Here is a 26,107-nt window from a genome sequence, read left to right as displayed (position 1 = left end):
CCACCGTCTCTCCGATGCGTCCAACCGTCTTTCCAGTCCGTCAGGCCGTCTCAGCGACCCCAGCAACCGCCTCAGCAGCGCCGGTGAAGGGCGTTCTAAGTATAACCAATCATATCCGCAAGCAGAAAATTCAAGAAAACAAAGAAAAAATGGGGGGCAGTGTTTTTCTTATTTATATCAATTACTTATAATGCACTAACTCCTTGGAAAGCTACCGAAAATAGAAGCCAAACGCTGGGGGCAACCTTTACCAAGTCCGAAGCGCATCGGTTATACCCCTATATATAGTGAGAGTCTCTTAGATGCCCACAAGACTGATCCGACTCGAAGAAGCAAAACCGATTCACTTTAGGCCCAAGATTCGCGCGAAGCGCAGTGTAATCCGCGAACAGCAACCGTCCGAAGACAAGGCCTTGCGCATTCCGTGTGGATGGGCTCAGGTCTCCGCACAGAACAAGCAATAGGCTCGTGTAGTGACATGATGACTGAACCTCAGTTCCCCTTGGTGCGGACCGTCGGATATGACGGCCTTCTTGTCACCTTTGCGCAGACCATGTCTGAGCCATCGAACCGCGCGGCTTTGGCGTTTCGGGGGGCCATTGAAGCGCAACAGATAGATGGGGTGCTTGAGACTTCAGCCTCGCTGGCCTCTGCCTATATCAGGTTCAATCCATCGCAGCTGTCGCATCAGGATATTGAACAGCAAATACGCGCTCTGATGGAAAGCCGTGATTGGCATAGCGCACAATTGCCTGTCGGGCGGCGCTTTTGGAAGGTGCCGACAGTCTATGGCACCGATCTTGCGCCACAGTTGGAGGATGCAGCAGCAACGGCCGGACTGGACTCGGCAGAAGCGATCGCGCGTCTCAGCCAATCGCGCGTTCGCGTTCTGACCATCGGGTTTGCACCGGGGCAACCCTATCTCGGGCCGTTGGGGCCGGAGTTTAACATCCCGCGCCTGAAAGAGCTGACGCCAATGGTGCCCGAAGGCGCCTTGGTTCTGGCCATATCGCAATTCGTTCTGTTCTCGGGGCCCACACCAACCGGCTGGCGGCATGTCGGGCAAACCGCGTTTCGATGTTTTCGCCCTGATATGGAGCAAAGCTTTGCGCTCAACCCCGGTGATGAGATGCAGTTCGTTTCGGTGTCGCGCGACGAATTGGAGGCGATTAAGGCAAGCTGCACCGATGGGACGGGTGGTGCCAGCTGTGAGGAGATCACGGCATGACCCTAACCGTTCATCGCATCGGACCCGCCTGCACCATTCAGGATCAGGGGCGCACCGGGTATCTGGCCCAAGGCCTGTCGCGTTCCGGCGCGGCGGATGTGCTGGCGTTGCACGAAGGGGCCGCGCTGCTGGGCAACGCCCCAACCAGCGCTGCGCTGGAAATGGCAGGGATGGGTGGTGAGTTCGAGGCAAGCGCCCCGACCGCCATCGCCCTGACCGGTGCGCCGATGCAGGCCAGTGTTGATGGCAGCCCGGTGATGTGGAATGCCTCGCATCAGATGGAGGCAGGGCAGCGGCTGGTGATCGGATCGGTTCTACAGGGCAGCTATGGGTATCTGCATCTGGGCGGCGGCATTCAGACCGAGGTCGCTCTGGGTTCGCGCGCGGCGCATCTCACTGCCCGGATCGGGCGCGCGGTTCAGCCCGGCGATGACTTGCCCGCGAACGGAACCGGAAAGACCGGTTTGAAACTACGCTCAGACAATCGGTTTTCGGGCGGTGTCCTAAGGGTGGTTGCCAGCTTTCAAACTGAACTGTTCGACGACGAGACCCTGAAGCGGTTTACCCAAACCATGTTCAGGCGTGGTGCGCGCGCCAATCGGATGGGCATGCAGTTGGACAGCGATGGCGAAGGGTTCGCCGCGCGGGGCCAGCTGAACATTCTGTCCGAAGTCATAACCCCCGGTGACATCCAGATGACCGGTACCGGAGCGCCCTTCATCCTGCTGCCCGAATGCCAGACGACCGGAGGCTATCCGCGCATTGCAACCGTCCTGCCCTGTGATCTGCCCCGAGCGGCGCAGACTCCGTCGGGTGGTGAGGTTCAGTTCGAGTTCGTCTCGCTGGAACAAGCCGCAACGCTCCAAGCCGCATTTGATGCGGACCTTGCCCGCCTGCCAAGCCACGTTGAACCTCTGGTGCGCGATCCCCATGACATCCCCGATCTTCTGTCCTACCAATTGATCAGTGGAATGATCTCAGCCACTGAATAAGGAGAACCGCACATGCCTCACGTCGACCTGAACGCCGATATGGGCGAAAGCTTTGGCCCGTGGAAGATGGGCGATGATGAAAGTCTGCTCAAGATCATTACATCGGCCAATATCGCCTGTGGCTTTCACGCTGGCGACCCGGATGTGATGGTCCAGACCATGGCTCTGGCGGCTGAGAATGGCGTGGGCATCGGGGCGCATCCCGGTTTCCCTGATCTGCAGGGCTTCGGGCGTCGCAACATGAAAGTGCCCCATGACAGTTTGCGCAATCTGGTACGCTATCAGCTAGGATCAGCGATCGGCATGGCCAAGGCGGTTGGGACGGAAGTTCGCCACCTGAAACTGCACGGGGCGCTGGCCAATATGTGCTCGGTTGATATCGACATGGCGCGGGCCTGTTATCAAGGCGCACTGGACGTGGACCCCGACATTATCATCATGGTCCTTGCGGTGACCAAGCAGGAAGAGGCTGTGCGTGGCCTAGGCTGCAAATGGGTGGGCGAGATCTTTGCCGATCGCGCCTATAACGACGACGGCACTCTGGTGGACCGATCCTTGCCGGGGGCGGTCATTCATGACCCCGCGCTGGCTGGGCCGCGTATTCTGAACATGGTGAAAGAAGGCGCAATCATTACCGAGTCCGGCAAACGGCTTGAAACCTCAATCGACACGATCTGCCTGCATGGCGATGGCCCAACGGCCGTTCAGATCGCACGTTCCGTACGCGAGAACCTGATCGAGGGCGGTGTCGAGGTTACGAAATTCATCCGCTAGCCATCTTTGCATCAGGTTTACACCCCAAATGCAGACTGTTGCCCGTGCAGGCCGAAGCGCCTAGCATGAACGGCAAGTGCATGTTCTGACTGCCACAAATTTGCACAATACCGCACAGGGAGGTGCGCCAATGTCTTTTGATCTGATGACTTATGAACCCAGAGGCGACAAGAAGAATTCAGACTTCTTTACCGAATACCTGCCCAGGATTTACGATCGTCGCACCAGTTCGGGCATTGCCGATCAGGTCGGCGCGATGCGCGCGATTGTCATTCAGGTCGAACCCGACGCGCTGTTCGACACTCTGGTCGAGCTTTACGTGATGACCCCCTATCGCCACACGGCCAGCTATCTGGGCCAGACGCACAAATTCGCGGTGATGCATTCACACGCTGATTATCCGGCGCTGATCCTGATGGCCCCTCTCAGCCCGGCGTTCGAAGACTTCATCCCGCGCATCAATCGCATGTACCCGCTGGCGCGCAGCACGCCTCAGACACGATATGTGGGCGAGATCTACGGGGCCACCGATCTAAACGCGCTGACTGAAACGCTGGAAGATCAGAATATCCGGTTCGAATATTCAGGGGACACCGAAAACCCATTCTACACGCTGGATGGATACCGGTTTACCACGCCGTCGGATTTCACCTGCAACCGCGTCGGCTATTCCACGCATGATTTCAACGACACCGATAGTCTGGGGCTGGGCGACCGAGTGTTGCTGAGCGATACGGAACAAGCCCGACTGGATCAGGCTGCAGCCTTTGGTGCAGACAGCAAGATCTCTCCGCTGATGCTGGGCATCGATCACCTCGCAACACGGGTTCTTGCGGGTGAGCGCGAGGATGCGATCCTCGAATTTCTGACCATGGTCCCCTATTACTTTTGGGGCGCCTACAACATCTTCGACATGAATTCATCGACCAATGTAAACCGCAATGCCAACGTGGATGACGACAAGAAATCCCCTGCCAAGGTCTTTACTGCGAACAACACGCCGTCCTTCGTAAACTCCTTCGCCAAGCTTCCGATGCCGACCGAGGATTTCGTGCGCAATTTCGGACGGCGCCTGCACCACATGGCAGTTGAAATTCAGGACGGGGATCATGCCGCGGGCGAAAAGAACGTCGATTTCGTGGTCAATACACTGAAGGATAAAGGCGTGCCCTTCCTGGCCCATGTGGTCGGGGAATGCAAAGACGATCCAAACCTGAAACAGATCTTCTCAAAGCATTCAAAGCATACGCTTCTGATCACTGAATATATCGAGCGCTGCCATCATTATGATGGCTTCTTCACCAAAGATAACGTGGCCGCTCTGACCGCCGCTGCCGGACAGGACGAACAGTATCAGCACGGTCACGTGTTCGATTGATCGGACATAAAAAATGGGCTGCGAGGTCATCGCAGCCCAGGCCCATCCAGGAGAGAATGTCGGGTCTTATGACGGCCCGATCATGAAACAAGTGACGTTACGCGCTTGCAGTCGGCGGCAGGCCAGATCGGCCTGTTCGCGGGTCATGCCCTGAAAGGTTGCATCAAACCCGCGCGAGCTTTGGTTCACCTTGCGCAACGTGCCTTCCAAAGTGGTCATCTCTGACAAAGCTGTTTTCAGCAATACCTTCTCGGCCTCATACCGCGTGGTATAGCGACCCACGTTGACACCCCAAAGGTGCCCACCAGATGTGGACAGGCGCGTGACGACCTCGGGCTCCGGCTCGGGCTGCTTGGCCGGCTCGACCGAGGCCAGCACCACTTCTGAGGCGGGTGCGGTACCGTCCAAAGGCGCGATGTCTGCAGCAGCAATCGCGGCGGCGATGCCATCTTGTATCCGGGTTTCATCCTTCTCAGCCGTTGCAGCCACCGATCCAGCAACCTGAACCGTCGCAGCTGCCACGGGCCGCAACACCGGCCGCAGGCTCGTTTTCGGCGGGCCAGCCTGAGCGACCTGAGCGGCACCCAGTCCCGCATTCCCGGCATATGCCGGACGGGCTGGCTTGCGGATTGGCGCACGCGAGGGGGCACGGCGGAAACCCATATCCAAAAGCTCGGCCACGCGGGCATTGCGCGATGCGCCGGATTTACCACCAAAGACCGTGGCGATGATGCGTTCATCTTTGCGCTTGGCCGAGGCGACCAGATTGAACCCAGCAGCGCGGGTATAGCCCGTCTTTATCCCGTCTGCGCCTCTGTAAGCGGCCAGCAGGCGGCGGTTGGTGTTCGGTACTGTCTTGATCCCGGCATGCGTCGATTGGCGTGAGAACAGGTTGTAATACTGCGGATAGTCATACAGCAGGTGACGGCCCAGCGTGGTCATGTCACGCGCGGTCGACAAGTGGCCCGACTCGGTCAGGCCATGCGCGTTCTTAAAGGTTGTCCGGCTCATCCCCATCGCTTTGGCAGTGCGGGTCATGCGGCGCGCAAACGCCGCCTCGGAGCCGCTGAGTGTGATCCCGATGGCAGTTGCCGCGTCATTGGCCGATTTCACCGCCGCCGCCCGGATCAGATAACGGAACGCGATTCGCTGACCGGTGCGCAATCCCAGCTTGGATGGCGGTTCAGCCGCCGCTGCCTTGGTGATCCGCACCTGCGTGTCCAACGTGATCTCACCATTTCGCACCGCTTCGAACGCGATGTAGAGCGTCATCATTTTGGTCAGGGATGCCGGATGCAACCGCGTGTCAGCATTGCGCGAATGCAGCACCTCACCGGTGCGCGCGTCGATAACCATGGCCGCGTAAGGGGCCGCAATGCCCTGAAGTGGCGCAAAAGAAAGCAGCCACAGAAATGCTATAAGGAATAAGCCCATTCGGGCCGGAACTGTCCGCCGAATCTGCACGATCTTTGCCTCTGTCTGCCTCGCGCTGCCGGGTTTTCCCGGTCAGCAATTCTTATTTTGATATCCATCAGGCTAACACAGAGACCCGTTTAAAGAAACTGAAAGCTGTGTGAGGGCGGATCGGCTTATCACTCAAGTGCACGCTATATATGGTGGATATTGATCGAACAGGCACCATACCGGCGAATGTGCCGAAATTCGGACAAGCCGCGCTGCCGAATTTTTTGCAACTGATGTGAAACAGCAACAGGTCAGGAAATTCGGGCGACCAAAGCCGCCAGATCGCCCAGATCGCGCAGTTCGCAGTACCTTGGATTGTCGGTCGGCGTGTCCGCCTGCTCAATCTCCCACTCCAGACCATGGGGCACATGTACGCCCCAGCACCCCGCCTCGATCGAGGCCACCACATCTGATCGCATCGAGTTTCCAACCATCATCGACGCCTCAGGCCCGTCCCCGTGCTGGGCAAAAATCGCGGCATAGGTCGCTGCGGTTTTTTCGGACACGATCTCGACCCCGTCGAACAATTCGCCGAGACCAGATTGCGCCAATTTACGCTCCTGATCGATCAGATCGCCTTTGGTGATCAACAAAACCCGGTGCGTCCCGTTCACGGCCTCAATCGCTTCGCGGGCATGGGGAAGCAATTCAATCGGGTGCGCCAACATGTCTTGCCCTGCCTCGATCAGCTGGCGGATCACCTGCGCCGGAACCCGGTCCTCGGTTACTTCGATGGCGGTCTCGATCATCGACAGGGTGAACCCTTTGATCCCGTACCCATAGTGCCGAATATTGCGTTTTTCTGCGGCCAAGAGGCGTTCCATCAGATGGTCCCGCTCAGCATGGTCAGCCAGCAGCTCGGCAAAATGCGCCTGTGTCAGTTGGAAAAACCGCTCGTTGTGCCACAGCGTGTCATCGGCATCGAACCCGATTGTGGTCAATTGCTCCTGCATTGCGATTCCGACTCGTAGCTCTTTTCTCCGGGCACAGTGACGTTATATAAGCCGGGAAACAAACCGAAGTGTTAATCGAGATTCTCATACTGCCATGCACGAACGCCAGTGGATCATGTCGGATAAGGACGACCAGGACGACGACACCTCGATCCTTGTGCAAACACGCCCAAAAACCAAGCGTCCACCGATGTATAAGGTGTTGTTGCTGAATGATGATTACACACCGATGGAGTTTGTAGTGCATGTGCTGGAACGCTTCTTTGGCATGACCCACGCACAGGCATTCGAGATCATGCTGACGGTGCACAAGAAAGGCGTGGCCGTCGTTGGCGTGTTCAGCCACGAGATTGCCGAGACCAAGGTTGGGCAAGTTATGGATTTCGCGCGCAGGCATCAGCACCCGCTGCAATGCACCATGGAACGCGAAGAATAACGCGCGTCTGCTGCCGGTTTGCCCATGTCCCCTCGCCTTGATCTAGCCCTGAGCAGCGGGCTCAGCCTGTCGCAACCGCTAAGCGTTCTAGCCCCGACGCCGGAACATGATTTGTCAGCCCTGCCGCCTGAGACACAGGTGGTGCAGCCCTTCAAACCGTTTCACGACCATTTTGCTGCGCAGGGCTTTGGTGTGACACCTGAAAGCGATGCGCCTTGTCAGAATGCCATCATCTTTCTGCCCCGCGCCAAGGCTTTGGCCCGCGCGCTGGTTCATCAGGCCTGCGCTCGTGCCCGTGGAACCGTTGTGGTGGACGGGGCCAAAACCGATGGCGTCGACAGCCTGCTGAAGGACATCCGCAAGCGCGTTACGATCGAAGGGCCAATCTCAAAGGCGCATGGCAAGATTTTCTGGTTTCAATCCGACGCGGATGCTTTTGCCGACTGGGCCGCACCCAAAACCCAAATGGTCGATGGTTTCCAAACCGCGCCCGGCGTGTTTTCTGCCGACGGCATTGATCCGGCCTCCGCCCTACTGCTGAAATCTCTGCCCGCAAAACGCGGCGCGCGCATCGCAGATCTGGGCGCGGGGTGGGGTTATCTCGCGGCCAACCTAATCCACGACACACTGCACAGCCTACATCTGGTCGAGGCTGATCACACCGCCCTCACCTGCGCCCGCGCTAACGTGCCCGACCCACGCGCACAGTTTCATTGGGCCGATGCCACAAAATGGACCGCGCCCGAGCCGCTGGACATGGTGGTCATGAACCCGCCTTTTCACACTTCGCGCAGCGCCGACCCGGGCTTGGGTCAGGGGTTCATCACAAGCGCCGCGCGCAACCTCACACGCAACGGCCAACTTTGGATGGTCGCCAATCGTCACCTGCCCTACGAGGCCACATTGGCCGAGGCCTTTACCAAGGTCGAAGAGGTCGCAGGGAACAACCGGTTCAAGGTTTTCCATGCCTCTCGCCCTAACGGCTGAGGCCCGCTAACCTGCGCCAGAACTCAGGAGGATTCGCATGTCCTTTTCCATCGCGGGCAAGACCGCAATCGTCACCGGCGGCGCCAATGGCATCGGCCTGGCCATCGGGCGGCACTTTGCGGATGCAGGCGCCAATGTCATGTTCGCCGATATGGACGAAAAGCGCCTTGCCGACGAGCTGGGCGCGCAGGCCGATGACAGCAACATCCGCTATTTCGCAGGGGACCTGCGCGAAAAGCTGACCATCGCCAATCTGCTGTCGGCGACGCTGGATGCGTTTGATCAGGTCGACATCCTGATCAACGGTGCGCGGCAGGTGATTCAGTCGGACCCTCTGGATTCGGATGACGACTCGGTGCGCACATTGCTGAACCAGAACCTAATGCCCGCGCTGAGGCTAAGCCAGCTAGTCGCCAAGCGTTTGATCAAACAGGCGGATGGGGATGATGAAAACCCCGCTGGTTCGATCATCAATCTATCCTCGATCGCGGCGCGGCGCACGCATCCCGATCTGATGGCCTATTCCGTATCGACTGCTGCGCTGGATCAGATGACGCGTTCACTGGCCGTGGCTCTGGCTCCAAACCGCATCCGCGTGAACTCGATCGCATTAGGGTCGGTGATGAGCGCATCGCTACAATCCACACTGAAAGAAAACCGCGATTTTCGCGATGACATCGAGAAACACACGCCGCTTGCGCGTATCGCCGCCCCGAACGAGCTGGTCGAAACCGCGCAGTTCCTCGCCTCGGACGCGGCAGGGTTTATGACGGGTCAAATCCTGACCATCGACGGCGGTCGCACCCTGCTGGATCCCGTCGCAGCACCGGCCCATTGACCCACATGTTCGAAAACGAAAAGACCGCCGCCTCTGCCTGGTTCCGCCAATTGCGAGACCAGATCGTAACCGCCTTTGAAGCTTTGGAAGACAGCCACTCAATCGGCCCCTTTGCCGACGCTGAACCCGGCCGGTTTGAGGTGAAAGAAACGCAACGCCACTCTGACGATGGTTCTGACGCGGGCGGAGGTCTGATGTCCGTCATGCGCGGCGGCCGGGTGTTCGAGAAAGTCGGCGTTAACGTCTCGACCGTCTACGGCACACTGGGCGAGCGCGCTCAAAACGCGATGGCCGCGCGCAAAGGCATTCCCGGGATGAAGGACGACCCGCGGTTCTGGGCCTCGGGTATCAGCCTTGTGGCGCATATGCAGAACCCGCATGTGCCTGCCGTTCACATGAACACGCGGATGTTCTGGACCCCACATGCGTGGTGGTTCGGCGGTGGTTCTGACCTAAACCCCTGCATCGAATATGACGATGACACTGCTCATTTCCACGCCACCCAAAAGGCGCATCTGGACCCGCACGGGACAGGTCATTACCCGCGCCTGAAAGACTGGGCGGATGAGTATTTCTATATCCCCCACCGCAAACGCGCGCGTGGTGTCGGCGGGATTTTCATGGATGATTATTGCACCGGTGACTGGCAGGCCGACTTTGCCCTGACGCAGGATATCGGGCGGGCGTTCCTGCCTGCCTTTCTGCCTTTGGTCGAAAAGCGACGGGTTCAGCCTTGCTCAGACGCAGACAAGGATATTCAACTGATCCATCGCGGGCTCTATGCCGAATATAACCTGGTCTATGACCGGGGCACCAAGTTCGGCCTTGAGACCGGGCACGACCCCGATGCCGTTCTGATGAGCCTCCCGCCCCTGGCCAAATGGGTCTGACGCCTAGAAACCGAAATCGATGAAATTGTCGAAGCAGTAGTTTTGCGCCGAAGCCGCAGACAGGTTCTCACCGACCCGATTGACCGTCAGAGAATACCCCGGATTGGTGTCCGCACCGGGTGGCGGGGTCAGCGAAAACTGGACCGTCCGAACCCCTTTCTCGTAAGGCTTCGATACATATATCCGCTGCGAGTTCGATACGCCCAGCGTCCGGACCGCATAATCTCCGATACCGCACCAATAGGTAACCGGTGCCGAAGACCCGCCCACCGGTTTCACCTCATAGGTGCCATCCTTCAGCGGCGTGATCTGGGTGTTGAATTGTGGTCGCAGCTTATAGCCAAAACCAACACCTTGAGCCCCAGCTGTCGTCGCAACAAACATTGCCGCAGTCAAAATCAATCCAATTCGCATAGCCACATCCCGTTTTAGAAAATGGATCATCACATACATTTAAACCTAGGGCACGCAGCCTATCGGGGGAATAGTTGCGCCGATAAAACACGTGTTATGCACGCGGATATGAAAACACTTTATTTGAATATGAGGCACGCTATGATCCCTATAGCAGCAGTTTCCCGAGTGGCCCGTGCAGACGTCATTTCCCAAAGGCTGGTTTGACCTATCTCCCGAGAAATACGCCGATTTTGGTGCATTGTTCTATCTTGCCGCGCTGACCAAAACCCACCGGGATCGCAGTTTGGGTCAAGTGCTCTATGCCTTTGAAACGCCGTTGCGACTTGGGCAGTATCATATCTTTCGGCAAAATGGTTTTCCGCGCGGGTTCGTGACATTTGCAGGGCTGAGTTCTGAGGCCGAATATCGCTATGCGGTGAAAGAAGAACCGCTAAATGACGTCGATTTCACCAGCGGCACATCCTTCTGGATCATCGATATGGTCGCACCGTTCGGTCAGACCAACCAGATCGTCGATCTGCTGAAACGCGACATCCCGCATCCCCGGGTGCGCACCAATCGAATGGACAGCGACCTGACCCGTAATCGGATTGTCGAGTGGACGCGTGACGATGCCGGTGAGGTCCATATGCGTCTTTATAAGAAGCAGGAGTTTACGCAGACGCTCCGGCAGGAAGGGTCGTAACATGGTCTCGATCGTCGGCGATACAACAGGCTCGGTAACAGGTGACCCACCCAATGTTGCGACCGGTGATCTGGACATCACAAGCGGTGCGACGATCGTGTCGCAAGACTGGTCGATCCAGACACCTCCGGATCATGGCACCGCCAGTATCGATCCTGCGACTGGCGAATGGACATACACGGTTGACCCTGCATTTTTTGACAGTCTGGATAACGGCGAAATCGTCACAGATACTTTCACCGTCGAAGTGAATGCGGTCGTCAACGTTTTTGGCTTCGACATTAGCGTTGCCCCGCAAACAGCCGACGTGACAATCACCATCGAAGGGGTCTGCTTCACCGCTGGCACCCTGATCGAAACCCGCGATGGCGCTCAGACCATCGAATCCCTTCACGTCGGGGATGAGGTGCTGACAGCCGATCACGGGATGCAACCCATCCGCTGGATCGAAAGCAGCTGCCTCAGCCCTAAACGATTGCGCGCCAACCCGGCAATGCGCCCCGTGCGCCTCAGGGCGGGCAGCCTAGGGCCGGGTATCCCCTCTCGCGATCTGCTGGTCTCGCAACAGCATCGCATTCTGGTTTCTGGTCCCAAGGTCGAAATGCTATTTGGCGCGCCCGAAGCATTGGTCGCCGCCAAGCACCTGTGTGCATGGCCCGGCATCGACATTGATACCCGGGACGAACCCATCGAATATCTGCACATTCTTCTGGACCGGCACGAAATTCTGACCGCCGAAGGGGCACAGGCGGAAAGTCTGTTTCTGGGTGAAGAAACCCTCTATACGCTGTCCTCTGGCGCCTTGCAGGAACTCGCAGAAATATTCCCTGATCGTCCAACTGACGAACACGCAGGTTTCGGTCATGCCGCACGTCTGATCCTGCGCGAGCATGAGGCACGCGCGCTTGCCTAAAGGCTAAACGACCAGACCCCCAACATCCTGCGGTGCCAGTGCGACAGTCTTGATCACTGCATAACACGTGCCGCCCTGTTGCAATCCCAACGCAGCGACGGAGCGCCGCGTCACCCGCGCCAGAACAACTCCCGCAGTTGTCTTGACCGACACGATGGCGCCCGGGCCCTCACCGGCGCGGATTGCCTCAACCTGACCGGAAAGCACATTCAGAGCCGAAAGCCCCTCGGGCGGTTTGTTGGACAAGATCACCTCTTGCGCAGGAATGCGAATCCGCAGTTCTTCACCAATTTGATGAGAAATGCGCGGCAGGAATAACCGTGCTCCACCCGCGTCCAGCTCGGACAGACCATCATCGTGATGCACCGCGACACGAACCCGCAGCACAGCCCCCACAGCGCGCACCCCCGCAGGGGCAACCGACGGGTCCGCCAAAACGTCCGAAGCAGGGCCATGTCGTAGAACCCGACCATCCTGAAGGGCGACAACCGAGGTCGCCAACCGCGCGACCTCAGCCGCCGAATGGGTGACATAGAGGATCGGAACCGAAACCTCATCCCGCAGCCGTTCAAAATAGGGCAGGATTTCTGCCTTTCGCGCATCATCCAGCGCCGCCAAAGGCTCATCTGCAAGGATCAGGCGTGGACTGGCAAGCAATGCGCGACCAATCGCAACACGTTGCTTTTCACCCCCCGACAGAAGCGCAGGGCGGCGATCCAGCAGTTGGCCGATACCCAGCATGTCGATCACCCGTTCCGGATTCTCGCGCTGCGATCCACGTGGGGCGAACCAGCGGCCATAGTTCAGATTCTGGCGCACGGTCAGATGTGGGAACAAACGACCTTCCTGAAAGATATACCCCAGACGCCTGCGATGCGGCGGCAGCCATACGCCCTGTTCGGTATCGAACAAGGTCCAGTCGTCCACTGCGACGCGTCCGGCCTCGGGCCGCAGCAACCCGGCCACAGCGTTTACGACGGTTGTCTTGCCCGAGCCCGACCGCCCGAACAGCACTGTCACACCCGATGGGGCGTCAAAATCCAGATCCAACCCGATCCCGGGCAGTTGGTGTTGCAGGCGGACTGACAGGCTCATGACCCGGCCACCCGGCTGGCGACGCGGCGGCCCACATATTCCGACAGCAAAAGTGCGCCCATTGCGATGATGATCGAAATGATGACCAACCGTGTGGCCGCCGCCTCTCCGCCCGGCACCTGCAGAAACGCGTAAACGGCCGATGGCAGCGTCTGCGTCTGGCCGGGAATGTTCGAGACAAAGGTGATCGTCGCCCCGAACTCTCCCATCGCTTTGGCGAAAGCCAGGATCGCGCCAGCAATGACACCGGGCAGGATCATCGGCAATGTCACGGTCCCGAAGACCATCAAACGCGATGCACCCAGTGTGGCCCCGGCTTGCTCCAGCTTCGGGTCAACCGCTTCGATCGACAGCCGGATTGCACGCACCATCAGCGGAAAGGCCATGATCCCGGCGGCCAAGGCCGCCCCTGTCCAGCGAAACGCAAAGACGATGCCAAGCTCAGCCAAGGGCCCGCCCAACGGCCCCTGAATGCCAAAGGTCATCAGCAGCAGATAACCTGTCACCACCGGAGGCAGGATCAGCGGCAGATGCACCAGACCGTTCAGAACCTGCCACCCCGGAAATCGCCAGCGCGCCAACGCATAGGCAACAAATATCCCCAAGGGCAACGTGATCAGCGTCGCCCAGAACGAAACCCGCAGCGACAGGCGCAGCGCCTCAATCTCGGCGGGTCCCAACCAGCCCATGATGCTAACCTTCGGGCAGGGAAAACCCCTGCCTCAGGAATTCAGCCCGCGCCTTTTCGCCCTGTAGATAGGTCAGAAAATCCAGCGCCTCGGGGCTTGCCGATCTTGTTGCGGCTGCAGGATAGATAATGTCCGGATGGAACTCTGCCGGAATCGCCCCGACAACCGCGACGCTTGCCTCAGCCTCGGCATCCGATCGATACACAATTCCCAATGGCGCCGCACCTGTCGCAACCAAAGCCAATGCCGCCCGCACATTATCCGTTTGCGCAATCTGATCTTGTACGTTTTCCCAAAGGCCCATGCCTTGTAACGCCGCCTTGCCGTAGATACCCGCAGGCACCGCATCAACCAGCGCCATGGCCAGAAACCCTCCGTCCAGGCGCGCAGCTAGATCAAATCCCACCGCTATTTCAGACGTCTCGGCACCCTGAGCACCGATCAGAACCAATCCATTGCCCAGCAGATCGACGCGCGACTCTGCCTCGATCGCCCCCCCATCCTGCAACACATCCATCCAATCCACATTGGCCGAAATGAACAGGTCCGCAGGCGCCCCCGCCTGGATCTGCCGCGCCAATACCGACGACGCCGCATATGAGGCTGTAATCTCCTGCCCGGTCTCGGCCTCATACCCATCTGCAATCGCATCTAACGCGGATTTGAGGCTGGCGGCGGCAAACACCAGAACACCTTCGGCCCGAACCGGTGCCGCGAGTGTCGCGCAGAAGGCCAAAGCTGCGATTAGACAGCGATAGACGCCCGTCATTCTTTGCCTCCGGTTCAGTGGTTTGCAATCCCTTTGGGCATATCGGAGCCAACACATGGCAGGCAAGGCCCTTCGGCCTCGTCACCCAAGATAGCGCCACAATAGGGCAAACGAACATGCCCAGCCAAAGACCAAGCCCAACTGCTTACACGCAAATCAGGACCCGGGCGCAATTTTGCAAAAGAAATTGTGCCCTACCCTCTTGCACCCGCGCACGGCCTTGGCTACATGAGCCCTCACGGGTGATTAGCTCAGTTGGTAGAGCGCTTCGTTTACACCGAAGATGTCGGGAGTTCGAGTCTCTCATCACCCACCACCCCCACCCATTGAAATCAAACAATATTTTTGGAACCAGCGCGAATACTGTATGTGATTCACTGGCGGCCTGTATGTGACTCGGCTTGGTGCCACCGCTTCCTTTGAAGGCCGATTCCGAACATCTTCTGTGGCTAGGCACCCTATGTTACTCCGACAAGCAAGGTGTTCCGAACTGCCCAAGAGCCGCTGTCAGATACCAGACCGTGACCCGTCTGATTTTTGACATTTGAACGATTTTGTGGTAATTATATTCCATAAGACCGAGACACCGGGGGTGTCTCACATGCGCCGGGGGCGCTGTCTGTTCATCTATAAATTCAACTACTTGGAGGGCCAATGAGCTACGGACTCCATTCTATAAGTTCGGCTGCAATATGCCAATTGTATGCGGTAACGCCTCGTACGGTTCACCGCTGGCTGAATGAACCCTATCCCGCACCACGCCTCCGCGATGGTACTGAGCATTTCTACGCACTGGGCGACCTAATCTCGCGCGTATCTGACCCGATGCCCCTGCTTTCATATCAGCGTCAGACGCCTCTTACCGCTGCACCCGACATCGATCTGGGGTTGGAAGTAGCGGGGCGCGCAAGGCAATTGTGGGAGGCACTGGATGACGCCCAGCGCAACCGTGCAGCTAAGATACAGGCTACCTTTCGCGAGACTATTGCGCGCGCTTTTTGGGAGAAGTTACAGCACCTTGATGGTCAACACCTCGCCAATGCGTTGCTTCTCCATCCAGCAATCATCCAAGCAGTATTTGGTGATGATCTCCCTGAAAACTGGGAAGATTTCTGTATCTCGTTCACGATCAAGAACACTCCGACCAAGGCAATTTGGCGCTTGGCGATGACGCACACTTATCAAGAAGGAAAAAGAAATGTCGCATGAACCTGAATTTTCGATCACCGAAGAGATGATCTCATTTCACGAAGAGTCCTCCGGAGCGACCGAGGCGCTTCTAGAAAACTTGAATAGCGCAAGTGCTGGTGCTCGACTGTCGTCAGTTGTTGCGAAAGTAACTGCCATTATCGCACGCGAATTTGGAGTAGAAATTGAGCCTGATCAGGCGTTGACGCTGCCCGGAGTAAAGGCGGCTGTAATCGGGGGTGGTTCCTTGGATCGCGATACGATCATTGCAAGTGCACGCAACAAGGTTCCTTCCGTGGCTTACGCTGCAGGAAATTGGGCCCAAGAAACGGATGATGACCCCCAAAAGCCCGCAAACTGGAACGAACTCCCGCCCGCTGAAAGGATTAACTGGGCGCGCCGCCGCGGGCTTGCATGATGAACGCATGTAGACGAGCTTTTGCACGTTATCAGCGTCGTTGTCAGCTTTGGCATGCACATCGATTGCTTTGTCGGGACTACGCAGAGTTCCGCCAACACCTTTCCAGAATTGAACTGGCAGTCGCCGCTCAATTGCATACCGAATTCCCCGAGCTTGCGCAGGGTCGCTCCTAGCCCTGCGCAGCGCCGCCCCGGCGTGGTTGTTGCCACACCACGCCGGGGCGCATCAAACACCCCAATAAGAAAGATAAGTAATGACTATCGAGCTAACCCCCGTCGAAAAGTCACGTGTCTATCTCGCGCAGATCGATGCACTCGGGATCGAGAATTTTCCCAAGACTACCCGTGACCGCATACTTGAGCGCCGCGCGTGGCTGTCTACGCACCTTGACCCGCAGGACTACGCTGACGCGCTCCTGCTGGCTGAGGCCATCGACACCAAGCTAGTGGATATGGGGCACGGTCTTAACTTTGCTGTTTCTCTAAGCAATGTCCGCGAGGCGTCGAATTGTGATCTGACGGAGTGTGTCTGGGCGCTGGAATTGCTGGGTGCTTACGAGGTTCGAACCGGCATCTACGGCAACACTGATTCGCTTTCGGTTGTCGAAATCGGCAACCTTGGCGACTGGCGCGCGTCAATCTAGCTGACTGCTGAACGAGACAATTTCACTTCAAGTCAATCGGCGGCTTCAAGTGTCCTACTTGAAGTGAAGTTTAATCATTTCATCGCCCATTAAAACTCTACTTCAAGTCAATTTTTATGTGTAAAATCAGATACTTATTGACGATCTCCGTCAACATCTTCTAGCTTGCACACGTCGGCAGGACGGTTCTGCAAGACCTCAGCTAGAAGGAGATAACGGGTGTACGAAATTGAGCAGAAATTGGTGCAGATAACTGACGCAATCCGGGCGGCGGGGATTCGTCCGCTAACGCGGGGCAACGCAAAAGATTTGTCGCGGTTGGGCGACGAACTCACGAACCTGTTGGAACAGGCAGCGGACTTGTCAGCAGCACAGTAAAACGGTGGCAGCGCGCTGACGCGCGCACAACAAACAAAAATAGGAGACGAGCAAAAATGAAGAATAACCAGTCCGCGGTGGACGAAACCATTGTTCCGGATCGGTCTCGCCTGTCAGAAGGTGCGGCAAACATAAGGGACAAGTTCAACCAGTCTGATCGTAAGAAGATCAAGGCTGCTACCCCGCTCAGTGGTAGTGAGGCGACGGTGGCTCTTAACAAGTTCAACCACGTGCCGCCGCAAGATGCGGCTTTGGCGGAAATGGTCGCAGGTTTGGAGAAGAAGAAGGCTGGTGAGGCGGAGATCACGAACTTTCTGAATACCGTCCGTGTGCAGTTTCCCCAGCTCGACAAGAACTTTCTCAAGAATCTTCGTAAGGCTGTTCATAATATTCTGAAGTCTGATACTCGCGCGGCGGATCGTGGTCACCAGAGCAATGTCGTCAATGAGGACGGGTATCTAGAGGTTTGTAACTACACTGTCGCCGAACTTGAGAAGTGTCATAGCACGCGTCCCGAGATGTTCCTTTTCGAAACTGAGCTTGCTGAAATTCGGGTCAATCCGAAGAATGGTGTCGCTCAGATTTCCGTGCTGGACGAGAAGACCTTCAAGGCTCGGTTGGAGCGGTATGTGCCGTTCCGAAAGAGCTTAGGCGAAAACGGCTACATCGGTGTTTCCGCGCCCCAAGAAGTATCAAATTTCGTGTATAGAGAGGAGCTGGATTTACCGTTGCTCGAAGGCGTCGCCCGTACGCCTGTGTTCAGTTCAGATGGACAGTTGATCCAGACCAAGGGCTATCACGAGGGTTCGCGTCTGTTTTATTCACCTCCGCCCGAATTGAAGATTGATCCGCTCCCGAGCGACATTTCAGAAGCAGATTTGTGCGATGCAATCGAGGCCTTCACCGACATTCTGGGTGATTTTGAGATGGACGGCGTCAGCCGTCAGGAGTTGGAAAATGCGGTTCTGCACGGTAAGGGCGATGTGCCCGCCAGCTTCCTCAACGCCATTGGTTGGATGTTGGAGCAGATCGTGCGCCCGATGATCTCCGGGCCTGTAATGCCGTTACTGGTCTCCAAGACCGCGCCGGGGGCTGGCGGAGGCCTATTGGTTCAGGTGATGCAGACTATCGTTGAGGGGCGCTCTTCACCCCGTCCTATGGCCCGCAACGAAGATGAGCGCAGGAAGGCGATCCTTGCAGCATTGTCATCTGGTGCGGGTGCAATCTGCTGGGACAATCTTCCTCCTGTAGAACTGGATTCACCTACGCTTGCGATGCTCTTTACCGAACCCACTTGGACGGACCGTATATTGACCCGAAGTGTCGAACGGGAGTTCCCGGTCCGGTGCAGCTTTTCAATGGTTGGCAACCGCCCGCCGTTTTCAGATGAACTGCGCCGCCGGTTGGCCTTGATCGAATTGATCCCTCAGGTTGCGGAGCCTGAGAAGCGCACGGGGTTCAAGTTCCCTGATCTACTGGGTCATGTTCAGAAGAACCGGGGTAAGTATGTAAGGGCATTGCTGGTACTGGCTCAGCACTGGATTGATCAAGGGCAGCAGAGCCCCAAGCATGCTCCGATCATTGGTCGATATGAAAGCTACCGTCATGTTGTCGGCGGCATTATCGAAGCTGCATCGCCGATGTTCGTGAGTTGGCAGGCGAATAAGTACCGTCTTGATGAAATTGCCTCTGACGAGGAAGAAGAAGAAATCCAGAGCCTGTTGGAGGCATGGTACAAGGATGGTCATACCGGTGACTCTTCAATCATGACCGCTGACGCGGTTTGTGGTCTCGCAGCGATGCACAAGATCGTCTTGAGTGACGTAAGGAAGAAGCCGAATGGTGACGAATTTGACTACGCGAACAAGAGCATGGGCAGCTATCTTGGTACGTTTCAGGACCGTTTCTTTACCATGGATGACGGTTCGGTTGTTTCTGTGGTGAAGCACCCTAAGCGGGCCGCCAGCGGTACGCAGTGGATGCTCAAGGAGAAAGAGGCTCAGCGCAAGGCCGACGCCATCAAGGCGTCTGAGTCCGTTTCTCGAGCCGTTCAGGCTAACAGCAAGGTTGTTGAGATGCCTACGCCCGTGCCCAAGCCAGCACGCCGAGAGAACGCTTTAACTAAGCTGGCTGTGAACTCTGCATCATATCCGAATCCATTCGCCCGGTGATAAAGGCAGAGGAAAACGCATAGGGGCCGCGTCAGCGGCCTTTTGCATATGGCGGGCGCACTTGGTGGCGAGGGTGGCGAAGCCGTCTGATACAATCCTACACAACTAATACACCTCTGATGCACGGAAATAATCAATATATTTCTTGAGTTTAGATCGTTTTGTGCATTAGTGCAGTGAATCCAAGGTTCCACCTCAGGAGACTATTGATAATTAGCCGTAGGCCTTCAATCTAAATGGAGGCTGCTGTCGCTGTAAGCGTTGCATCAATGCAGATGTCGAGGAGAATTCCTTCTAAATCATTCAAAACGCTTGCGATTTATGTGACCAAGAAAATGAACTCGAAGTGCAGCGGTTGTGTATCGAACTCGCACGGCTGTCCAGCCACTCGCTCGCCTTAAAGTTTTGACGACACATAAAACACAACCGACCTTTAACTCGCCGCTTCGTCATGCTCATGTAGACGGACAGCGGAGATAGATTCAGTTAGGAGATTTTTATTTGCAAGCAGCAGACCTGACCTACCAGAACTTAGTTGGTAATGTGCTAAACGGATACCTTTTGAACGGACGAACGGAATCCGCGTCATTTCTTGCATGGTTCTTAGAGAACATATACCGCCTTGACGATGTGACCGCTGCAGATGCGATCTGCGATGGTCCGGGCGACCGGGGAGTGGACGCCATCTACATCGACGCCGATAACAGCGAGATCGTGTTTCTTCAGAGCAAAGTCCGTCAGAATGACAACCGCAGGGTGGGCGATCAACCAATAAGGGACTTCGCAGGTTCAATAGGTCAATTTCAGACACCAGAACAGATTGAAGCTGCGATCGAAGCCGAACCACAATCCGAATTGGCGAAACTGCTGGTGCGTACGGATTTGAGAAGTCGGTTGGCAGAAGGGTACGTAGTCAAGGCAGTATTTGTAACAAATGCCGAAGTTGAAGAAGCCGGTGCTACTGCTGCAAATGCATTGAACGTGACAATCTACGACAGAAATTCGATTGCTGAGGGATTTATCGAACTAGAAGCTCCGGACCGAGTACTGGGACAAGCAGTCTTCGACGTCAGCGACAATGGTTTTCTCGAGTTTGCAGCGGGTGGAGACGCAAGGCTCTTTTTGATAACGCCGAAGGCACACGATTTGATGCATCTCAGCGGGCTGGCGGATGGTACACTTTTTGCCCAAAATGTTAGGCTTGGCTTGGGAAATACAAAGGTCAATCGGGATATCGCCAAGACAGTTTCCGACCGAACTAAGCACCTAATATTTCCAATGTATCACAATGGGATAACCCTTGTCTGCCGCAACGTCGACACCGGGAATACCGAACAGTTGAGCGTAACTGATTATGTAGTAGTGAATGGGGCACAAAGCCTGTCTGTTCTCTACCGGAATCGGGATAAGATATCCGACGATTTGCGACTAATTGTTAAAGTGATCGAGATCGGAGACGACGATGGTTTCGTTAAAGACATAACGATTGCGAGTAACAACCAAAACTCGATCAAGCCGCGAGACATGCGATCGACCAACTTGCTGCAGACCCGGCTCCAAGAAGAATTTCAGCAAATCCGGCATGAGGATTACAGCTATGTCATCAAGCGTGGTGAAGAGGCCGAAGGCAATGTGATTAGCAACGAGGAAGCGGGCAGGATTTTGCTGGCATTCGACGTTGGAGAACCGTGGTCATGTCACCAGATATACAAGGTTTTCGACGAGAAATACTCGGAGATTTTTGGTCGTCCAATTGTAAATGCATGGAGAATAATCCTTCTTAGTAAAATTGCAGAAAGGGTTGAGGCAGCATTGCCGGAGATCAGGAATGAACCGCTCCAGAGATATCGATTGACGAGGTACTTTTTGCTGCACGCACTCTCCAATATTCTGAAAGAAGATGATGGAGCCAGAGCGTGGCTGGATAACCCTGAGGCACTGTTGAAAGATGAACAGCGTTTGGAAACATGCTTGAGCTCGATAGAAAGCATTGCAAGGCGTTTCTGCGTTGATTTGAGGTTCGAGTTTATCGAAGGGGACAGCCCTCCAGACTACAAGGCCGCGTTAAAGAGCCCGGTGCAGGTGACCGCGATTGAAGAACGACTTCGTAGGTCTTTTCTTCACGATGTTGCGCGTGGTCGGGAGACGTTACCAAGTGCGTTGAATTAGTAGCTGAACGGAGGCGCACCCGGGCTAAATCGATTGCACCTATTAATCTGGGCAGCGACCGCAAGTTCGCGCTTCCGATTGCTGACACCTCAGTTTGAGCAACCCAAACTTAAGTGCGTAGTTGTAGAGTATTGAAATGGACAGCGTCTTTCGAGAACGGAATTGGACGCTGCCCAATCGACTCTTATTCTCGTCCAAGGCCCCAGTTTCTGACGGGGTCATTGCGACGGTTCTTCGGGATGTCGATTGGCGTATCGCCGTGCCGCTTGCCTTCCGCATCGTACCAGTAGCAATAGACGGCACCGGGGTATCTCGTCTTCCCGCTATTGGACAATTGGTCGCTCGTTTTGCATTTATGGCAACTTAGGCCGGCGATCTTGAGTTCACCGAAATGCCCGTAGCCGAACCGCTCCAAGAAGACTTTGTCAATCAAGTTAGTAGTTATTTCCGAAGGAACCGCGCAGTCGGGGTTGCTCGCAATTTCGCTTATGCGCTTTTCGTACTCTGCCTTCTTTTCTGCCGCCAGTCGAACTTCCTCCCGGTAGTCGTTCTCTCCAGCGGCATACTGTCGAAGTGCGTCCAAATCCTCGGTTTCGAATTTTCCATTCTGAGGGATCAATCCAACTTCGAATAGTTCCAAGAGTATCCGCCCACCCACCGGTGAAATCCTGAGCACCCAACCATCATCCAAAGCAATATTGCGCTCATCGTGACTAAGTCCTTCATAACCGTGTTGTCCGTCGAATACTGCCTCCTTCAGCACGCGCATTGCCACGCGTGGCTTAACCTTCGGAATCAGGGCTATGATATCGCTTGCTCGCTCCATCGGGGTCCTCTCATAGGCGGTTCAATCGGTTGCCTGTTATGATCACTGTTATCAGGTGTCAAAGCGATAAGTGCCGACTGCCGAAACCTGACTCAATCTGCCTTCAGGGGCCGTACGGAACTAGCACTGCAACTTCCAAATTGCGAGTTGTAGTAATTGACTTGGAATTAACGTGGGCCTTGTGAAATCACACGATGCCAGCTCACCTAATTCGTCGTAACTATTTGATATGACTCGCGAATCAGGCACATATCGTGATACAAACTGCCTAGGGTTCCCTAGGCAAATTGTAAAACAAGGCGTTAAAATGAAGATTGTGGCATATACCCGAGTTTCGACGGACAAGCAGGGTCGAAGCGGTTTGGGCTTGGAAGCTCAAGAGGCCGCGATCTCCGCCTACAGCAAGACCGCTAATGCAACGACGGTGGCAGAATTCCAAGAAGTGGAATCCGGAAGGAACAACGAACGCCCAGAACTTGAGAAAGCCCTAAGAATGGCGCGGGTCATGGGGGCAAAACTGGTAATTGCAAAACTGGACAGATTGAGTCGCAACGCAGCCTTTCTCCTTAAATTGCAAGACTCAGGTGTCGATTTTGTTTGCTGCGACATGCCTGACGCGAACGCGCTGACCGTCGGCATAATGAGCGTGATTGCTCAAGCAGAGTCACGCTTGATTGGGGAGAGAACACGCGCCGCAATGCAAGCAGCGAAAGCACGTGGGCAGAAATTCGGCAACCCAAATGGCGCAGAGCCATTACGCCGTGCAGGTAATGGTAACTCGTCCGCATGTGCTGCTCTCCGAGAACGCGCTGACGCGCGCGCTCACGACCTAAAGGAGGTACTAGAAGACCTTCAAATCAAGGGGTTCAAAACCTTGCAGTCGCAGGCCGATGAATTGAACAATCGAGGGGTTAACACAGCACGTGGTGGGAGGTGGCACCCCAATACGGTAGCGCGTTTGCATCAAAGGATAGAAAAACTGACTTAACTTAGAACTACACCTTTGAGACAATTCCTCTCGCAGACCAATGCATGTCTTTTCGCCTGTCCGCGTTAGCGGATAGTCGAAAAATTGCCTTTTTTCATAGCTCTGAGGGACCCAAGGCATATACCCCATTGAGGTGAATGTAGGCTTTAGTAGCCGGGCACATGCCGGGTGAGTCCTCCCCAAAAATTGTTATATACTTTGTTCACATTCCCTAAGAGGTTACTGCAACACCGAGCCTGCCGACCCTTCTACCCCCGTACCGATTGAGGTGCCTTCACTGGTCTGTGCAGTACGTAGACGCCGCCCAAGGCTGTGATAAGCACTGCTGATCACATCCCGCCATCCGTCGGCAGCCAAGCTAAGGCAAACCGGATCGAGGGCGCGCTTAACGTCTTCTGGTGCCCACACCCGGTTCAATTGCTTAGCTTTCGCATAAACGACTGCATATCCGATACGACCGAGGAAAATTCTCTCAGACCATTCAGTCGCTAGATATCGGACCAATTCCGGATCTTCGTGGTTACCGTAACGCGCAGTCAGGTCGTCTTTTGTGTCAGCTATTGATGGGTAGAGCATATTTACAAATAGCTCATTTGTCGTATCCACGTAGACGGCGGCCTTGCCTGTGATCCCGTGGTCTTCAATGTCCTGTTCGTCTCTCAACTGAATGAACTCGGGTGGCTGTTCCATATTCTTAGATATCGACGCACGTTTTGCCCCTAAAGGATTAAAGATAAGTTCGTCGGGTTTCTCAGAATTAGTATGGTCGCTCTTGCCCTCACCTCCGTGACCGTCCGGCTGCGCCCCGCGAGCCCCACCATCCGATACGGGCTGCTCTCCAAAAAGTGTTTCTCGTGGGCTGCGAACTCTCAGACGTAAGTTGTTCAACATCTGCTGCAGTTCCTTTCGGAGCTCGCTAGTGTCGGTTGAGCTTTTTGGCGCAAATTCGTTGATTTTATCAATCAGCCACTGCGGCCGGTTTCGGTATACAAGCTCAGCAAAATCTTCCACGGTAACTTCCCTTTGCTCACCACCCTTCAACTGCAGGAAGCGACGATACGGTTCGTGACGAACAGGGAACTCATCCGGGATTTCTATGTGCACCGAAATGTGCTTTGCCCCAAACGGAATGCCGAACATTGGTGCATCGACCTTCCATTTTTGGGATTTCCTTACATCATACATTTCGCCTTTGTATACAATTGCGGCTGTACTGAGGTTTGAAGCGAACGACCCGCTGACAGACTGATTGTGAGAAGTATTTTTGTAAGGCGGGTCAAAGTAGAAGTGAATTGAAATACCGCCATCAACTTCAACTGCTTCATAACCCCCGAACACATCTTGACGATCCAAGATCGTCCTGAAAGGCCTGCGCCCGTCGCGTGGGTGGGTGCCCTCGTGAAGGCCGATCTCGACACATTCAGGGAGCCGGTATAGGCGGTGGTAGAGCCCTGTTGCAATCCATTGGCGGTCTGCTTCTGGGTCGCCGTCATAAGGGTCACTGACAGTGTCCTGAGCCGCGTGATTGCCGAGTAGAACGACCTCGGTCCAATCTTCGTTTGTTTCGTATTCACCCTCAGCGATCACTTGGTCTGTCACATCGACAACTTCGTCAAACTCATCCCCTACGGGCTGCGGAATTTTTCCATAAACGCCTTCACGATTTCCCATCAAGACTTGGCTCACAATGCCATCGCAGCAAGAGCGATATCGCATACCCAGTTTGTTGGAAGGTAACGAAGCTACCTTGGCTCCCATCCCAAAGTTTCCTTCCAGAGCCATGTCCTTACGAAGTGATGCCGCCAGATCGCAGATGTGGAGCAGATCACCAGCATCTAAACCGGGGCCAGTATTCCATATCGCCAACTTTCGCGTCGATCCCGTTAGGTCAACTGTCTTCCCGAGAACTTCAACTCTTCGACGTTCAGGGTCTTGAGCTCTTGATGCTGCCTCGATGGCATTTACTACAAGCTCCCGAAGCATCATGGTCTTCGGACACTGTTCGATTTGTCGCGCTACAGTAAAATCAATATCGTGAATCTTGAGCGGATGGATTTGATTGAAATCTACCACGGTTATCCTCTTACAATTTGAACTCGCCGCCGCGCGATGATGACGCGCCGAACCGGCTCTCTGCCTCGGAAACAGCATCCCTGAGGGCTTTAATAATTTTCTTCGTTTCTTCTGGCTCGTAGCTATAGGTGGCCGTGTTGGACAGATTGCCGACCAATCGGATGGCATCCAACGCTTTGTTGGTCCTCTTCTCGGCAAGCTCCCGGAACTTTTCGCGCTTCTTGTCCATTTTCACCCATCTTTCACAACCAATCTCACCTATACGCAATATGTATGCGGTATTTGAAATATCTTGGTGTTGAGGTCAAAATGTCAATGTTATTCTTGAAATATATATTAAATAGTTCTGAATTATTTACGATATATTGTATGAACTACTAGCTTTCACGCCCCAATTCGCTCACCCCATTTTCACCGCAACACACTGTATAGAATAGATAAATTTTCGCTGTATGGAATTTTGAAAGTCGCTGAGAAATTCTCGGGCGCACAACACTCGCGTCGGCTCAATACCCTGATCATCAAGCTTCTAAATGAACAGGGGGTTCGCTGATTCTCAATGCCATGAACAATCGGGCTTAGACATCATGCCTGCGGTTGATGGCTGCTGCGAACCCAAAAATGGACTTATGAGATCATAAAGTCTTTCAGACGTCGCCTTGCATTCAGCAGCATGGAGTATTCGGAATACTTGCTTTTGGGCATTGGCTTCAGCTCGATTTCGGGAAGCCCTCTTTCTTAT

Annotated in this window: 27 protein-coding genes and 1 tRNA gene; 19 read left to right on the top strand and 9 right to left on the bottom strand. The window is 55.3% G+C overall.

What is annotated here, in order from left to right; translation table 11 throughout:
• The 5 genes from ACR0NN_RS12220 to ACR0NN_RS12200 all read left to right on the top strand — a co-directional run.
• Window positions 1-191: hypothetical protein (locus tag ACR0NN_RS12220; RefSeq protein ID WP_480684765.1), on the top strand; the 191-nt coding region annotated here is incomplete at its 5' end.
• A gap of 287 nt (window positions 192-478) precedes the next feature.
• Window positions 479-1,228, top strand: coding sequence for a 5-oxoprolinase subunit B family protein (locus tag ACR0NN_RS12215; protein ID WP_170721884.1), 750 nt, complete (start codon window positions 479-481; stop codon window positions 1,226-1,228).
• Window positions 1,225-2,220, top strand: a complete 996-nt coding sequence (locus ACR0NN_RS12210) for a 5-oxoprolinase subunit C family protein (RefSeq protein ID WP_170721885.1) — start codon at window positions 1,225-1,227, stop codon at window positions 2,218-2,220. Before ACR0NN_RS12215 ends, ACR0NN_RS12210 begins: the two co-directional genes overlap by 4 nt.
• A gap of 12 nt (window positions 2,221-2,232) precedes the next feature.
• Entirely contained in the window at window positions 2,233-2,994 is a 762-nt protein-coding gene (locus tag ACR0NN_RS12205) for a 5-oxoprolinase subunit PxpA (protein ID WP_170721886.1), read from the top strand.
• Between the two features lie 130 nt (window positions 2,995-3,124).
• Complete coding sequence (locus tag ACR0NN_RS12200) at window positions 3,125-4,372, top strand: hypothetical protein (protein ID WP_170687228.1); 1,248 nt, start codon at window positions 3,125-3,127, stop codon at window positions 4,370-4,372.
• Window positions 4,373-4,438: 66 nt separating this feature from the next.
• On the opposite strand, the gene ACR0NN_RS12195 is transcribed toward ACR0NN_RS12200, so the two are convergent.
• Together ACR0NN_RS12195 and ACR0NN_RS12190 are read right to left on the bottom strand one after the other, a co-directional pair.
• Window positions 4,439-5,806 (bottom strand): serine hydrolase, encoded by a 1,368-nt coding sequence (locus ACR0NN_RS12195; RefSeq protein ID WP_170687229.1) that lies wholly within the window; start codon window positions 5,804-5,806, stop codon window positions 4,439-4,441.
• 281 nt (window positions 5,807-6,087) lie between these two features.
• Complete coding sequence (locus ACR0NN_RS12190) at window positions 6,088-6,789, bottom strand: HAD family hydrolase (RefSeq protein WP_480684761.1); 702 nt, start codon at window positions 6,787-6,789, stop codon at window positions 6,088-6,090.
• 94 nt (window positions 6,790-6,883) lie between these two features.
• On the opposite strand from ACR0NN_RS12190, the gene clpS reads away from it, so the two are divergent.
• Genes clpS through hemF form a run of 4 tightly spaced genes read left to right on the top strand, consistent with a single transcriptional unit; the run spans window position 6,884 to window position 9,940 of the window.
• Window positions 6,884-7,225 (top strand): ATP-dependent Clp protease adapter ClpS, encoded by a 342-nt coding sequence (gene clpS, locus ACR0NN_RS12185; protein ID WP_170721888.1) that lies wholly within the window; start codon window positions 6,884-6,886, stop codon window positions 7,223-7,225.
• A 24-nt stretch (window positions 7,226-7,249) separates the two neighbouring features.
• Entirely contained in the window at window positions 7,250-8,212 is a 963-nt protein-coding gene (locus ACR0NN_RS12180) for a class I SAM-dependent methyltransferase (protein WP_170721889.1), read from the top strand.
• A 37-nt stretch (window positions 8,213-8,249) separates the two neighbouring features.
• Complete coding sequence (locus tag ACR0NN_RS12175) at window positions 8,250-9,050, top strand: SDR family oxidoreductase (protein ID WP_170721891.1); 801 nt, start codon at window positions 8,250-8,252, stop codon at window positions 9,048-9,050.
• A gap of 5 nt (window positions 9,051-9,055) precedes the next feature.
• Window positions 9,056-9,940 carry an oxygen-dependent coproporphyrinogen oxidase gene (gene hemF, locus ACR0NN_RS12170; protein ID WP_170721894.1) on the top strand — a complete coding sequence of 295 codons (885 nt, stop codon included), beginning with the start codon at window positions 9,056-9,058 and terminating at the stop codon, window positions 9,938-9,940.
• 3 nt (window positions 9,941-9,943) lie between these two features.
• Here hemF and ACR0NN_RS12165 read toward each other — a convergent pair whose 3' ends face one another.
• Window positions 9,944-10,354, bottom strand: a complete 411-nt coding sequence (locus ACR0NN_RS12165) for a hypothetical protein (RefSeq protein ID WP_170721896.1) — start codon at window positions 10,352-10,354, stop codon at window positions 9,944-9,946.
• Between the two features lie 175 nt (window positions 10,355-10,529).
• Between ACR0NN_RS12165 and ACR0NN_RS12160 the strand changes: the two genes are divergently transcribed.
• Window positions 10,530-11,042, top strand: a complete 513-nt coding sequence (locus ACR0NN_RS12160; protein WP_170721899.1) for a toxin-activating lysine-acyltransferase — start codon at window positions 10,530-10,532, stop codon at window positions 11,040-11,042.
• A 1-nt stretch (window position 11,043) separates the two neighbouring features.
• Window positions 11,044-11,955 carry a Hint domain-containing protein gene (locus tag ACR0NN_RS12155; RefSeq protein ID WP_170721901.1) on the top strand — a complete coding sequence of 304 codons (912 nt, stop codon included), beginning with the start codon at window positions 11,044-11,046 and terminating at the stop codon, window positions 11,953-11,955.
• A 3-nt stretch (window positions 11,956-11,958) separates the two neighbouring features.
• Here ACR0NN_RS12155 and modC read toward each other — a convergent pair whose 3' ends face one another.
• The 3 genes from modC to modA are packed head-to-tail and all read right to left on the bottom strand — an operon-like array spanning window position 11,959 to window position 14,508.
• Window positions 11,959-13,050, bottom strand: a complete 1,092-nt coding sequence (gene modC / locus ACR0NN_RS12150; RefSeq protein WP_170721904.1) for a molybdenum ABC transporter ATP-binding protein — start codon at window positions 13,048-13,050, stop codon at window positions 11,959-11,961.
• On the bottom strand, window positions 13,047-13,739 hold the full coding sequence (modB, locus tag ACR0NN_RS12145) for a molybdate ABC transporter permease subunit (protein WP_170721906.1): 693 nt from the start codon (window positions 13,737-13,739) through the stop codon (window positions 13,047-13,049). The genes modC and modB overlap by 4 nt, the downstream gene beginning before the upstream one ends.
• Before the next feature lie 4 nt (window positions 13,740-13,743).
• Window positions 13,744-14,508 carry a molybdate ABC transporter substrate-binding protein gene (gene modA, locus ACR0NN_RS12140; protein ID WP_170721907.1) on the bottom strand — a complete coding sequence of 255 codons (765 nt, stop codon included), beginning with the start codon at window positions 14,506-14,508 and terminating at the stop codon, window positions 13,744-13,746.
• 240 nt (window positions 14,509-14,748) lie between these two features.
• On the opposite strand from modA, the gene ACR0NN_RS12135 reads away from it, so the two are divergent.
• The 7 genes from ACR0NN_RS12135 to ACR0NN_RS12105 all read left to right on the top strand — a co-directional run bounded on the left by ACR0NN_RS12135 (window position 14,749) and on the right by ACR0NN_RS12105 (window position 21,478).
• Window positions 14,749-14,824 (top strand) — tRNA-Val (locus tag ACR0NN_RS12135).
• A gap of 338 nt (window positions 14,825-15,162) precedes the next feature.
• On the top strand, window positions 15,163-15,717 hold the full coding sequence (locus ACR0NN_RS12130) for a hypothetical protein (RefSeq protein ID WP_480684757.1): 555 nt from the start codon (window positions 15,163-15,165) through the stop codon (window positions 15,715-15,717).
• On the top strand, window positions 15,707-16,114 hold the full coding sequence (locus ACR0NN_RS12125) for a hypothetical protein (protein ID WP_480684755.1): 408 nt from the start codon (window positions 15,707-15,709) through the stop codon (window positions 16,112-16,114). The genes ACR0NN_RS12130 and ACR0NN_RS12125 overlap by 11 nt, the downstream gene beginning before the upstream one ends.
• A gap of 256 nt (window positions 16,115-16,370) precedes the next feature.
• The gene (locus ACR0NN_RS12120) at window positions 16,371-16,760 is read left to right on the top strand and encodes a hypothetical protein (protein WP_480684754.1); all 390 of its coding nucleotides are present in this window, start codon (window positions 16,371-16,373) and stop codon (window positions 16,758-16,760) included.
• 219 nt (window positions 16,761-16,979) lie between these two features.
• Entirely contained in the window at window positions 16,980-17,138 is a 159-nt protein-coding gene (locus tag ACR0NN_RS12115; protein ID WP_480684752.1) for a hypothetical protein, read from the top strand.
• Between the two features lie 56 nt (window positions 17,139-17,194).
• Window positions 17,195-19,309 carry a hypothetical protein gene (locus tag ACR0NN_RS12110; RefSeq protein WP_480684750.1) on the top strand — a complete coding sequence of 705 codons (2,115 nt, stop codon included), beginning with the start codon at window positions 17,195-17,197 and terminating at the stop codon, window positions 19,307-19,309.
• A 501-nt stretch (window positions 19,310-19,810) separates the two neighbouring features.
• Complete coding sequence (locus tag ACR0NN_RS12105) at window positions 19,811-21,478, top strand: AIPR family protein (RefSeq protein WP_480684748.1); 1,668 nt, start codon at window positions 19,811-19,813, stop codon at window positions 21,476-21,478.
• 184 nt (window positions 21,479-21,662) lie between these two features.
• Here ACR0NN_RS12105 and ACR0NN_RS12100 read toward each other — a convergent pair whose 3' ends face one another.
• Window positions 21,663-22,304: a hypothetical protein gene (locus ACR0NN_RS12100; protein ID WP_480684747.1), complete on the bottom strand. Its 642-nt coding sequence runs from the start codon at window positions 22,302-22,304 to the stop codon at window positions 21,663-21,665.
• A 307-nt stretch (window positions 22,305-22,611) separates the two neighbouring features.
• On the opposite strand from ACR0NN_RS12100, the gene ACR0NN_RS12095 reads away from it, so the two are divergent.
• Window positions 22,612-23,292, top strand: coding sequence for a recombinase family protein (locus ACR0NN_RS12095; RefSeq protein WP_480684744.1), 681 nt, complete (start codon window positions 22,612-22,614; stop codon window positions 23,290-23,292).
• Window positions 23,293-23,511: 219 nt separating this feature from the next.
• Here ACR0NN_RS12095 and ACR0NN_RS12090 read toward each other — a convergent pair whose 3' ends face one another.
• Together ACR0NN_RS12090 and ACR0NN_RS12085 are read right to left on the bottom strand one after the other, a co-directional pair.
• Entirely contained in the window at window positions 23,512-25,365 is a 1,854-nt protein-coding gene (locus ACR0NN_RS12090) for an ATP-binding protein (RefSeq protein WP_480684742.1), read from the bottom strand.
• Between the two features lie 10 nt (window positions 25,366-25,375).
• The gene (locus ACR0NN_RS12085; protein ID WP_480684741.1) at window positions 25,376-25,594 is read right to left on the bottom strand and encodes a hypothetical protein; all 219 of its coding nucleotides are present in this window, start codon (window positions 25,592-25,594) and stop codon (window positions 25,376-25,378) included.
• Between the last annotated feature and the right edge of the window lie 513 nt (window positions 25,595-26,107).

The organism is Ruegeria sp. BA2, assembly GCF_056539605.1.
The sequence above is the reverse complement of the archived record's forward strand: the minus strand, read 5'-3'. Positions and strand labels throughout refer to the sequence as shown.